This window comes from Janthinobacterium sp. RA13, assembly GCF_000745325.1.
Taxonomy (GTDB): Bacteria; Pseudomonadota; Gammaproteobacteria; order Burkholderiales; family Burkholderiaceae_D; genus Janthinobacterium; species Janthinobacterium rivuli.
In genome coordinates this window covers 3,955,198-3,967,848 of sequence record NZ_JQNP01000001.1, presented here as the reverse complement: position 1 = coordinate 3,967,848, position 12,651 = coordinate 3,955,198, and the positions used below count along the sequence as shown (strand labels likewise).

The 12,651-nt window shown below is 50.5% G+C and carries 9 protein-coding genes; 2 read left to right on the top strand and 7 right to left on the bottom strand.

Annotated features, from left to right (window positions below; translation table 11 throughout):
* Nucleotides 1–83: 83 nt before the first annotated feature.
* Nucleotides 84–302: a hypothetical protein gene (locus FG13_RS17570; protein WP_035822944.1), complete on the top strand. Its 219-nt coding sequence runs from the start codon at nt 84–86 to the stop codon at nt 300–302.
* A gap of 111 nt (nt 303–413) precedes the next feature.
* Here the strand turns inward: FG13_RS17570 and FG13_RS17565 are convergent, their stop codons facing one another.
* Nucleotides 414–2,033, bottom strand: a complete 1,620-nt coding sequence (locus FG13_RS17565; RefSeq protein WP_235211758.1) for a DNA cytosine methyltransferase — start codon at nt 2,031–2,033, stop codon at nt 414–416.
* Between the two features lie 48 nt (nt 2,034–2,081).
* On the opposite strand from FG13_RS17565, the gene FG13_RS17560 reads away from it, so the two are divergent.
* Nucleotides 2,082–2,543, top strand: coding sequence for a very short patch repair endonuclease (locus FG13_RS17560; RefSeq protein ID WP_035822942.1), 462 nt, complete (start codon nt 2,082–2,084; stop codon nt 2,541–2,543).
* On the opposite strand, the gene FG13_RS31270 is transcribed toward FG13_RS17560, so the two are convergent.
* The 6 genes from FG13_RS31270 to FG13_RS29085 form a co-directional block, all read right to left on the bottom strand.
* Nucleotides 2,526–2,744 (bottom strand): hypothetical protein, encoded by a 219-nt coding sequence (locus tag FG13_RS31270; RefSeq protein WP_081922625.1) that lies wholly within the window; start codon nt 2,742–2,744, stop codon nt 2,526–2,528. The genes FG13_RS17560 and FG13_RS31270 overlap by 18 nt on opposite strands.
* A 68-nt stretch (nt 2,745–2,812) precedes the next feature.
* Nucleotides 2,813–4,588, bottom strand: a complete 1,776-nt coding sequence (locus tag FG13_RS17555; RefSeq protein WP_035822938.1) for an AIPR family protein — start codon at nt 4,586–4,588, stop codon at nt 2,813–2,815.
* Entirely contained in the window at nt 4,585–5,601 is a 1,017-nt protein-coding gene (locus tag FG13_RS17550) for a PD-(D/E)XK motif protein (protein ID WP_035822934.1), read from the bottom strand. The genes FG13_RS17555 and FG13_RS17550 overlap by 4 nt, the downstream gene beginning before the upstream one ends.
* Nucleotides 5,585–8,473: a Z1 domain-containing protein gene (locus FG13_RS17545; RefSeq protein ID WP_035822932.1), complete on the bottom strand. Its 2,889-nt coding sequence runs from the start codon at nt 8,471–8,473 to the stop codon at nt 5,585–5,587. The genes FG13_RS17550 and FG13_RS17545 overlap by 17 nt, the downstream gene beginning before the upstream one ends.
* Nucleotides 8,470–9,963: an ATP-binding protein gene (locus FG13_RS17540; RefSeq protein WP_035822930.1), complete on the bottom strand. Its 1,494-nt coding sequence runs from the start codon at nt 9,961–9,963 to the stop codon at nt 8,470–8,472. Before FG13_RS17540 ends, FG13_RS17545 begins: the two co-directional genes overlap by 4 nt.
* On the bottom strand, nt 9,960–12,569 hold the full coding sequence (locus FG13_RS29085; RefSeq protein WP_161784188.1) for a sigma-70 family RNA polymerase sigma factor: 2,610 nt from the start codon (nt 12,567–12,569) through the stop codon (nt 9,960–9,962). The genes FG13_RS17540 and FG13_RS29085 overlap by 4 nt, the downstream gene beginning before the upstream one ends.
* Between the last annotated feature and the right edge of the window lie 82 nt (nt 12,570–12,651).

The window sequence follows — 12,651 nt, the reverse complement described above, 5'->3', positions numbered from 1 at the left end:
TCTATTCATGTTAACTTCAGCGAATCTATGCAACGTGGACTCACAGGGAACGGATACGGCAAGGGCAGCCCATCAGTTTTCGATTGCTGACGGAAGTGTATCAAGCGCTGATGACGTTGGGCAGGGGCATACAGCGCAGTCCAGGCGAATTTCGTCGCAATCAGGTGTGGATCGGCGGCCATCGCGCCGACGAGGCAACGTTCGTGCCGCTGCCTGCCAGCCCGCTCGCTGACTGCTGGACGGCACTGGAAAACTTCATCAACGACGTGCCGCAGCCGAATGCCTGTAACTACGGAATGTAGACTACCGAAATCATGCCATCAGATGCTTTCCCAATTCTTGAATCTGCCACAATCGGCTGGATAACTCATCAAGTTCACGGGTGATCAAACATCGGCTTCCTACCGAGTAACCTATTCCAATATATCCTGTTGCATAGGAGGAGAGACGCCGGCATCGGCGCCTCTCAACAGAGCATAAACGATATCTCCAATTTTTTTCGCGAGAAGGGGAGGAACAGCATTTCCCACCTGATGGAACTGTTCGGTCCTGTTCCCCTGAAAAAAATAGTTGTCCGGGAAGGTTTGCAGTCTTGCTGCTTCCCGCACCGTCAAACTGCGGCACTGCGTTGGATCGTAATGGATGAAATAGTGACCATCCTTGGAAATGTGACTGGTAACCGTCGTGGCTGGCCGCCCGCGCAACTGGACACGGAATCGATCAGAAAACTTGCCCGTTTCCCAGTTATCATGATTAGGTCTCAATCCCTGCAGTGAGAATTCGCCATGTCCTTTCGGCGACCAGCCAAATGTGTCGGCAAACGCCGCCGCGTACGCATAGCGCCGCAGATCTGTGCGCATATGTCCCCGGGCGTCATGATTCAGCCAGACCGAAAGCATCGGATCGTAATACCAGCCATCGAGCAATTCCGGACTCTCTACATCCTGCGTCAGGATGCCAAGCTGCTTGTTACCTGTGCCGAGTCCTCGTTTGATCGAAACAGATGCTTCCCTGAGCACCTCCTGCAATCCAGCATCGCCATGGGCGTCTCTTACCTCACGTGCCATCTCGCTGAAATGGTTCGCCACCACGTCGCCCCAGCCTTCATCCGAGTCGGGCTCTTTGCTCAGCCGGCTGCGTAGCTTGGGAAGAGAGCCAATAACTTGCTCGACTGTAACCTCACCTGCTTTCTCGATCTGCGCGGGAATACCCAAGCCGATACCCTCGCGCACACCGATAAGAATCACGCGGTGTCGTGCCTGTGGTATTCCATGCTGTTCTGCTTTGATGACGAAATCGTGTACATCGATATTGCGTGGAGAGTCTTTGGCGGAATATCTGGTTGCACACGTAAGGGAATGGATGCGGTACCCACTTCCGGAAGCCGGCATTTCCATTGCTTTGTCGGGATCCGAAAGATCTTCAAGGATCGTCTCGAAAATCTTTTTCCCACCAACAGTTGCTGTGAGAATGCCTTTTACGTTCTCCATCACGAACACAGCGGGACGGTATTTCTGAATAATTCGCAGGTATTGCTTATAGAGGAAATGTCGATGATCCTCTTCAGGACGGTATTCGACATTGCTTCGGTTGCGAGCTCGCCCCACGATCGAGTAAGCCTGACATGGAGGGCCACCGATCAGCACCCATGGCGTGTCTGGACCAAGCTCATGTGCAGAAATTCTCCGGTCAAGCTGCTCGTTATCATGAGGCTTCCCCAGCTCCAGTTGTAGAGCTTCATCTCCTGCCTCCACCCATGCATCATGGTTGTTTTCGTCGTACGGACATTCCGATTCGCCGTTGCAAAAACGATAATAAGATTCGATGGAATTTCCACCTCGACGTTTGAGTAGGCGATAGAAAGCCCTCAGACGAAGTGTACTGTGCGCAGAGGAACTCATTTCTGCCGATACAATTATTCTGAAAGGGTCACTTTCTACTGACGAAAATCCTTCACCAAGACCTCCAGGCCCAGCAAAGAGGTCAACGATAGGAATATTTCCCGTAAAACTGGATTTCTGTTTGATGAGCAACTTTGCCTTGGATAAAAATTCGTATGGGTACGTAGGATACCAGGAAAAATGGACATAGTCGATTCAGCTACCCGGTCGAGAATGATGTCAGGGATTCAGTCGAAAAATACAAAACCCGAGATGCTCGTACGCCGATACCTTCATGCGCAGGGATTCCGTTATCGGCTGCATACGCGTGAACTACCTGGGTCGCCCGATCTTGTATTGCCAAAATACCACGTAGTGATTTTTGTACACGGCTGTTTCTGGCATCGACACGCGAGCTGCCGTTTTGCGACTCAGCCTGCATCCAATATCGAGCGATGGGAAACGAAGTTCCAGAGCAATTTGGAACGGGATGCCAAGAATATGGCTGCGTTGCAGGCAAAAGGATGGCGCGTGTTAGTGGTTTGGGAGTGTGAACTCAAGCGCGAACCCTTGGACAGACTTCAGCGGCTCGCTAGCGAGATCACGCAACAAACCATTGATCAGCTGGAATTCATCAAATTGCGTTCAGAATGCTCTGGTTGATGGGACGTTGAAGTAATAGCATCCGATGTGAGCGTGCCAGAAACAGCAACGGACAAAAATGGCGATCTTCCTACCAAATAGAACAATGTCGGGAGTGCCCGGTAAATCATGGCGGTGAAGTCGGAAAACGTAAGCCCGCAGTAAAGATAAGCTCTTTACAAAAACTTTCGGTTTGGGGTTTTCTCCCTTAATGTCAAACATCGTCCGACTTCAAACATATGGTTTAACGATGTCTGTCATTAAGCTACCTATCCCCGACGAATTGGCTTCTACATTGCCTTGAGTTCTGGTATGTCAGTAGCCGGCGCGGAATAACTGGCATTCATGACCTCGTCCTTGCACTCAGGCTTCTTGGCCCATTCCGATACCATACGCCCACCGGCAGAATTATGTAGCACTTCATTCACTTCATTGGCCCACACAGCCAGTTGAGCGAGAAACTCAGGCGATACAGATTGCTTGGTCCAAATACGTTCCAAGTCGATGCGGCTTCCAAGTTTCTCTGACATGAGCGCTACGGTATAAGCCGTGACGTTGGCTTGGAACGCCGGGAACATAGGCCGTAGATGTTTTTGAGCATCGCGGTAGATCTTCGCCTTGGCGATCATCGCTTTGAAGTCCTGAACATTTGGCAGTGGAATTTCTTGGCCTTCAGCGGGGGTAAGACTCGCCATAAAGCGATCGAAATTCTTTTGTGATCCCAAGCTTACGATATCTGGCTTACGGTCCCACGCGGTCAAATACTTCGCCAAATCGGTTTTTGTAATACGACGAGCAGTAGGGATTGCATCTTTAAGTGCTTTGAGTTTTGCTGGAGTGGAGCCCTCGCGGGTAAGCAGGGTGTTATAGCTACCCGACGCTCGCTCGTAGAACCACTGGCCGACGCCATCTGGGCAATAGATTGAGCGAGACAGTTTTTCAATCTCAACATGGAACGGCTTGTTCGCAGACAAGTCCGATTGTTTCACCGCATTCTGACTGTTCGCAAACCGAGAGATGTCCGAGACGAGAGCCTCCTCCTTCGAGGCATCCGTCGTCTTCATGACAATAATCTTGGCTGGAACCCGCACATGGCTCAAGTCCGTCGAAGGAAATTTCTTTTTAGTGAAGTAGAGGGAGGCCGTAGTCTGGCCGCCATTGACGATTTGTAGGCCTTTGAGCCATGCGATGCCGGAGGAACCGTCATTCGCTTTTCCAAGTATCATCTCATCGGCTACAACAACAATACCGTTGTTATAGGCCATAAATCGCTCAGGTGCTGATCGCAGCGTGCTTTGAATCCCCGCATTTACGCCTTTGCCTTTTACACTCAGGAAGGAACGCACGTTTGCTTCAAGCAGCCGTGCACCGAACCGTTCATAGAGAAGACGCAAGGCCTCACCAGGCACGGCAGTTAGGGCGTAGTCGTAGTCATCATTTTCACCAGGCACAAACACACAGGGCAGAGGTGCGCCCGATACCTCGGCAAAGTCCACCACCAGCTCATCCCGTGGCTTCCCTTCGGACCAGTGTCGATGCAGCCTTTCTATGTCCATGACTTCGAGGCGAACGGACTTGCCGCCGACTTCTCGAGTCTTGAAGCTCTTGGATTTCGCTACCTTGTCTGTGATCACATAGACTCGGATCTGCTCCAAGTCGTTATAGATAGCTTGTAGGGTCTCTGCGAGAGACCGAACGTTGGTGGATGGGTCCAGCTTGGGCGCCATCTTTCCTTCGGCGCAAAGCGTCAGAAAGCGAAGGCATTGTTCGACTGCGGTTTTGGTCTCGGAGTCCGGGATCGGCGTCGGATCGTCAACGCCGGCATAGAGGCTGACGAATAAATCTAGCTGATCCAAGTCCTCCGAAATTGCATAGCCGCTAAGACGCAAATTTGCTGAGCCGAACTTGCCTTCAAAGTGGCATTCAACCGGCTCGAATGTCATGCCGATTTCCGACATGTGATCCATTACAATGCCCGAAAAAACCAGCTCCTCATATAGCGCACCTTCTCGCATTTGCGAGCGAACACTAGCCTGCGTTTCACGCAAAAAATCAGTCAAATTCATATCTTCATTGCCCCTAATTTTTTCAATGCTTCATCGATCTCAACCACTTTGCCTGCGGCCTTATCCAGATCGATCTCGTAGCTTGCTTTCGTGATACCCAATGGGACATTTCCGAGAGTCAGACGTGGGAAATCTTCGCTCACCTCAATGATGCGAGTGCTAGCTTGTGTAAATCGTCTGGTATATCGCTCAGCGTGTTGCTCGATATACCCTGCGGCAAGCAGTCTCTCCGAGATAAGGCGCTCAGCTTCGGCGTCCCCTTTGACAATGCACTGCATCTCATCGACTATCTCTGGCATGGTCTTGCCGGTGGTGATTTGTTTCAATCGAACACTGATCACAAACAGCGGCTGCCGAACAGAGTCTTCAAGCTGCTCAAGAGATCCTATCTTTGCGGGGAACCCAATAGCAGACAGTGTAGACTTTACTTCTAATGCCCCGGTTCCCAACTCAAAATCTTGAAGTGCGTCGAGTGGGCCACACCATGAATCAACAGCGACTGGCGCTGGGACCCCCGCGTCGATGATTAATCGAAGCACATAAAGCTCTCCAACCAATCCAATTTCTGCTTCAGGACTGAGGGTCTGAAATCCTTTCCTCATGAACTCTTGCCAAGCTCCGACGCGGCCCAGAAACACACGCAGTAGTTTTTGCTCGTTCGCTCTCGCAGCCACTGCATCATCGAGTGCTCCGACCACATCCGAGGCCATGCTAGCGAAGAGATCTTCGCTGCCTGTGGGTTTTCGTGTCAACGCAAGCCACATCTTATTGTCACCTTGCGGGTCCACTCGCTCAACCGCAAAGCCTTGGCCCTCCGGCAGCTTGTCGGCTGCTGATAAATGTATTGACGGGAACCCGACAAATACAGCCTCTGCGTTATCTGGCGAGCGACGGCCTGCCCGTAGCTCAAGCGGCAATGCTGGAGCAATAGGAATGGCTTGCCAGCCCATCTCTTCACCGAGGCCGGAAAGAGATGACCACGCCATTAAGAATTCATCACTCTGACGGGCCATATTCTTGGGTCCAGTATAAAAGATTGACTTTGTAATCCACGCTGATAGGCTTTTCGCTTGCAGGAAACGCGATGGCGAAAGCCATGATAGGTTTTGTCCATCCTGGCACAATTGGATCTTTCTTCGTATTGTATGGGGTCAGTGGATACAACAGCAGCAGTCCTCTGTCGGCGCTCGCCCCCAAGTTTTTGCGTGCCTCACGAATGCCTTTCCCGCTCGGCTCTGTGGGAGGATTGACTCGACCGCGAGCTGGCTCAGGTTTCCATGCCGCCCGAGTTAAAGCTAGAGCCTCTCGCCATTGCTCATCATTTAGATCTATGCCTTCATCCTTTGGATCCGTCAAAACTCCAATTGCAAATTTTGAAGGTTCTTTTTTTTCAGGCGTTTCGTCTAGTTTTCGAAATGGAAATGAAGACACTTTAATCTGACCGAATTGGTGAGCGTCACCGTCCCCGCTGCCACTGCCGATGAGTGCTACACTCCACTTTTTGAGCTGATCAGTGTCATTCATCCGGGTAATGAAATCGGAAAGTACAGCAGCTTTGGCACTTGTTGCAGCTGGATCTGTCACATAGTTTTCCAAGAAAGTTATGATGCTGGCTGCATCGACATCTCTCCATAGTCCCGTGTTATTCCATCGTTGAGCTTCGCCATCACGCTGATATTCGATATCATGCTGAGATGGAGCTCCAAGATGGCTGATGAGCATATCAGTAGCATCCAGATTTTTTTTCTGAACGTCTGCGTCTCTGCGAAAGAGAATCGTTTGAGGTCTCGTTCCGCTGTAAGTGAGTGACAGCGTTTCAGAATTTCGCATCTTTAGTGGAGACGTAACAGTCAAAAGTTCGTGAGACTTGACCTTCAGCCCGTATTGTTCTGGCGTCAGCTTCGCCTCTGCCATGAAGTCAAATTCTTCACGCAGCTCTTCAGATGCGTCAGCTATGTGTTCAAACCACTTTATTAGGTCTGGTGATGTGTACAGACGACAGAGATCCAAGTAGCCTGGTCGATATCCAAACCAACGGCCCATCTGCATCAAGGTGTCATACATTTTCGTAGTTCGGACGAAGTAGCTAACACAAAGGCCTTCGAGTGTCAGACCTCGTGCAAGTTTATCACCTCCCACTGCGATAACTTTTAATGCAGCACCCGGCGTAGCGTAATCCAAGGCATCCTTTGCCGTTCCGTTGATGGAGCGGACTTGTATATCGTGGAGGATGTTGGGGAGAACAGCTACTACGTCTTCCCATGCAGGTAATACGGGTGGTTGTTCTTCATTAGTAGATAGCTTAGCCACTTCATCGCGTGTCCGAGAAAAATCACTTTCCCACAATTTATACAGTTGAACTAAAAGAGTCTCGGAATCAGTTCCTCTAATGATTCGCTGTTTCATGCGGCGGACAACTTCTTCAACCTGAACTCTCACATGTTTTTGTACATCTACGTATCGTGTGACGTGAATTAGCATGGAACTATGCTGCTTTCCCTGTCCGCGAAGCTCACGCACAGCACTGGCCAACACAAATGAATGTATTGCTTCATGTAACGACGGTGGAACGGTCTCCTGACCTTCATAAAGCGGCTCGTGAGTCTTTTTATGATTAGGTGGCATCCATCCTGATAGAGTCTTCTTGTCGTAGTCGTCCAAGATTTTTCGCGACAAAGGTAACGCTCCCTGACGACCATCTTTGGTTATCCGCCCGAACATGCGAGCTGGACCTACATAGTTTGAAGGTGCGGACAAATTGATGATGAACGCCTTTGGGAATAGGTCCGGGCCCTCTTTTTTTGTGCTGCCTTTTTGATGAATAAAAATGTTTGCAAAGGGTGTAGCTGTGTAGCCTACATAAGCTTTACGACTGAATGCATGTAGAATTTGGCGAATCAGACTATTAATTGTCTTCGGCTTATATTCCTCATTAGGCAGCCCATTTTCATCTACGATATCTTCGCCAGTGTCAACCGATGCATTATCGGCTTCGTCATCAATGACAAGCAACGGTAGCTTTGTCACTAGCTTTCGACCGTCTTCTGAATCTGTGGAGTCTGCGACACGATTCTGGATCCATTTGAGCAAGGCTGTTAGAACGGTTTTCTGCTTCTTGACTACAAACAGCCATGGGCGTGCTTCAGGAGAAATGCCTTGGAAATGGCTCGCGATGGCCTTACTAAAATCGCCGTTGTCTGCACGTGTTGTCGCGGAATGTGTCTTTAGATCTCCACCAAATTCTGCGACGCCTATAGGCATGCCCGGGGATCGATCTAGAGTAGTCTCATAACCTAAAAAACTTTCTTCAAGACGCATCTGGGTCTGTGACCGTAGATTGTTGTGAAGGCCAGCAAGCACAATGATAATTTTGTATTCGGCATCAGCAGCTTTGCAGATTAGACCGGAGTAGTTACTTGTCTTGCCTGATTGGACGTGACCCACGACGAGACCTCGACGATCCCATGAGTCTGTCCGCTGCGGATCCTCTAACAACTCAAGGATGCTATCCGTGGCTTCGTCAATGCCCTCCACAACGGTATCCGATAACTTGGATTCCAAGAAGTCTTGGTAGCGACGCCAGTATTGCCAGTTCGTTTTACGAGCAGCATTCAACCAATCTTTATGGTTGGTGTTGTCCTTCATAGTAGTAGACTTACCCATCCAGTGGCTAAATCGCTGGATCAAAATAGAGATCACCACCTGTTGGTCGATGATGATCGGTTCGTCTTCCGTGAACATGTCCACCGCCTTTTGCACTTTGGCCGCAATGTATCCGGGCGTGACTTTTGACTTGTCTTTCTCGGCTCGAATCAGTCGCTGTGCAGTAGCGATGACATTTTCGATTAACTCGTTCTGTGCTGCGTCCTCTTCAGATACAGTCATGTTTTAGCTCCCAGTTTTGCCACAAGTGTTGGATATTTTTGGAATGGCTCAGTGCGTAGCATAGACTTGCGCGCCTCCTCCACACTGAGACCTTTGCGTTCAATGAGATCGTCAAAAAGAACGGCCGCAACTTCGACGATGGCTGCGTTTGGCTCTCCATCAAAGTTGGTCCGAGGAGTCTCTTTATTCTCTGCGGTATCGAGCCAGATACGTTGCACCGGCACAGTTTCTTCGATGACGCGAAGCATTGACTTAATGAGTGGTTGAAGCTCTCCCGCACTTGCCAAGACCGCTGCAATTGATGGGTGATTTTGATCTATTCGATAGCGTATGCCGGCTTTGAGGCGATCCACACGCCAAGCTTGTTCAATGGGCACATTGCCCTGTGCCGGAGCGGGTGTCCCTCGGTATGCAAATACCCGCCGTGCTCGTTCGCGAGTGTTTTCGGCGAGCGACATCAACCAAGGACGCAGTGATACCGGTGGCCGTGCAGTGGATTTTCGAACATCAATTTTCCAATCGGCGTCTGCCGTATTCGGGATATCGAGTCGAATTCGGGCAAGGCGATGGGCCTCTTCTCGGTTCCAAGCACGAGCGTTGCCCAATCCTAGCCATCCGCCTGCGACAAGAAGGCGCTCATTTCGATACACGTAAAAGCCCTGCTGTGCGGTCCAGCCTTCAGGGCCTGCATTCTCCTCAAATTCAGCAGACGTTAGCTTGTCGCGGTGCGGTAACACATGACATTGAACTGCGACATTCCCGTAACTGGTCGAGTGGTTCGTGACTGGCGAGGTCCATGACTTCGCAGAATGACCTGACATAAATGGATCCCAAGGAGCTACAGCTCTGCCGTTGAGTAGTAGTTTGAGCTTGGCACGCGGACCTTGAAGCAGGCGATGAAAAATCATTGCCAAATGCGATTCAATTGTATCGATCAGGTCATTAAAGTTATCAGCTGTATAGCCATCCGTAACGATTCGATCCATCAACTCCCAGAGTACCAGCGTGCCAGATTTCGCGGCGATGAATGCGTTGATATAGGCGGACGAGCCAGAAGCCGGGCCTTCAAATAAAAGCCAGCCACCCTCCGGGTTTGCCGCCAACTCGTCCAAGTCCCAACGCAAGCAGCTGTCGGTTTCGTTTTTTATGGTCTTTACAGTTAGGCGGCGGCATTGCGAAAACGACGCTGTTTTTAGCCCCATCCCAAAGCGACCAAGATCATGCGAAGCACGAACATCAAGTGGATTTTTATCACCCAGTCGCATCGCACTTTCTAACTCGGCATCGGTCATACCTCGGCCGTTATCCAAAATGGAAATGCGACTCGCAGTGCCCTCCCAAATGAAATCAATGCGGACTTCGTTTGCTTCGGCAGAGATGCTGTTGTCGATGATGTCAGCCAGTGCCGCAGACGTTGAATAGCCTAAACCCCGGAGAGCCTCAAGCATTGCCATTGCGTGAGGTGGTGCACTACGTGTTTTTAACGTCATTTCCAGTAGCCTTTTCCTGGCGAAAACTCAAAACCGACAGCCAACAGCTTGCGAACGAGTTTGCGATATTGCCCATCGCTGGTGTGCGCCACGTCTACCCAAATTTTTCCTGACGTCCCTTGGCGATCATCTAACACATGAACACCTGCGTCCTCCATTTGGGACAACAGCCGACCTAAAGACTTTGATGGCATCGGCAATTGGATGAGTGCACTAGATTCATGAGCTTCATTAGGTGAAGACGTCTCTACATAAGTGATTGTGTCTTCATTGATCTCGCTGAAAGGATCTATCCTAGGCGTTTGGCCGACTGCCGTAATGATCTCCTCTACGATGGCACCGTCTGCCTCATCAGCTTCATCTGCTGACACGTCGCAACTTAGCGGTTCTTTCCCTCTCACCGGCAGACTTCCATAGAGCGCCAATAAGAGCCGATTTGAATAAATAGGATTGCGTAGCTTTCGAAGAGATTTGGCTTCGATCTGACGGATGCGTTCTCTTGTAACTCCGTAAGCCACGCCAACCTCTTCAAGAGTGAACGAGTTATTCACTCCGATACCAAAGCGGAGGCGAGTCACCTTCTCTTCTTTCCGTTTGAGCGTCAAAATTACAGAGTCCACTGTCCGGCAGAACTGTGATTCTGCACAGGACTCGAACGGATCTGGCGACACCAGGCTGTCATAAGCACTCGCATCGATCAGCTCCTCATCAAAGTCATCATCAATGGATGTCGGCTCTTGCGGAATTCTCTCAAGTGTTCCGAGAATCCGTAAGCTGATACCCAGACTCTCTGCGATTTCTGCTGGCTCCGGTGGACGCCCATTTTCCGATTCAAAGGCTCGCGTTTCTTTTGAGAGTTTTTGAAGCTTGTCGTGAACATGAACAGGAATTCGTATTGTGCGGACAGTATCTGCAACGGCACGGCCGACTTGCTGGCGTATCCACCAAGTCGCATAAGTCGAGAACTTATAACCTCGTCGCCAATCAAAGCGTTCGACCGCCTTCATCAGACCGATATTTGCTTCTTGGGCCAAGTCGTCAAGAGGCTCGCCGCTATATAGATATTTTTTGGCGATATGGAATGCCAGTTTCAAGTTGGCAGCAGCCATCTGTTCACGAGCTTGCAGATAGCCCGTAATTGCGGCTACAAATGCATCAGCCGATTCATGAGAGTCCGTAGCTGCGGTCTTGGCTAGCCCGAACAGGAATGAGGTAGTAAGTCTCAGCGAATCAAGATGCTCTCTGATTTCATCAGTACTGCTAGCCGACACCGGATTTGTCACCGATTCACTTAAGCGAAGCAGGGCATCGAAGAAAAGACTGGCTGCGTTGTCGGATGTTATAGGAGACTCTTCGGCTTCCTCATCGCTCTCATCACTACTGCTCTCCACTGCAGCCAAAATGACAGGTTCGTCGTCTGTATCGTTTAATTCAGGTTGTGCCTCAAGCGGCCCCATCGACATGGAGAACAGCGTTCGCTTCTTGGCCTGAACCAAGCGACCGGCAGCCAATACCTCCTCGACACCATATGGCCAGAGAGCCAAGGCATACAAGGCTCGCTTGTGTTGTTGTTCCATTCGCTGAGCGAGTGCAACCTCTTCGTCGCCAGAGATCAACTTGATCTTTTGGAAGTCCCTGAGATAGAGGCGTAATGGTTCGGCTCGTCGGGATGCTGTACTGTCGATAAAGTGCATGGCGTTGTCGATGCGTTCTTCTTCTTCCTCACTCTCTTGAGGTGAGACAAAAATAGTGAAATCTTCGTCGGGTGCTGCATACTCAAATCGCTCATCGACCTCGGCCCCCAAATCGTTCACGACCAAGGTCAGCAAGGCTTCAAATTCTGGGTTGGCACTGCCGTCCGCATTCATCGATAAGGATTCGATTTCCATGCTCGGCACGCTGCCTTCTCTATACGCTCTCAAAAGCAGTAGTCGTAAGTGGCTCCTTGTTTCAACGTCGTCTTTGCGTATGAACGGAACGGATTGTTCAGGCAGGAATGCATCGACATCATCCCAGTCTGCCGACGAGTCGATCGGTTCGTGTGCTGAGATGGCGGCTTGAGCTGCACTGGCTTCTGCCACTAATACTGGGTCCAGCTCAGGCGGAAGAAGCTCATCTTCGGGCTCCCAGTCGAACAGGGAAAATCCTTCCTCGTCATCTTCTAAAATGGGGGGAGGCATTGGGGCGGCGATGGACGCTTGCGGGCTTTCTTCGGCCGAGGCTACATCAAAAGTCGGCTCAGCGACGCTCTCATGATCAGTGAGGGTAACGGGGACGTCATCAATCGCCGGTGCCTGTGCTGGTTCAGATATCGTCAGGGGCTCAGGGACTAGGGGCTGTAACACCTCAACTGCTTGTTGAGCACCCGCTGCAATCGCGATCGCATGAGCGGTTCGACCTACCGAGTCAAGCAAAGCACCGTCAGCTCCGGCGTTCAGCAATAATCGGCACATGGCAGCTTTATTCTTGGCGGCCGACAGCATGAGCAAAGTTAACCCGTTCGAGTCGCGGGCATTGATATCATCGCCGCGATCGATATGGAGCTGGACGGCACTTTCCACGCCAGCCATAACTGCCATTTTAAAAAATTGATTGAGAGGAGTCATGCTATCTGCGCCCATATTGTGGTGAGCGTGACTTGCCAGCGTCCTGATTCCCTGCATTCATGTAGGCTAAAAAGTATTATAA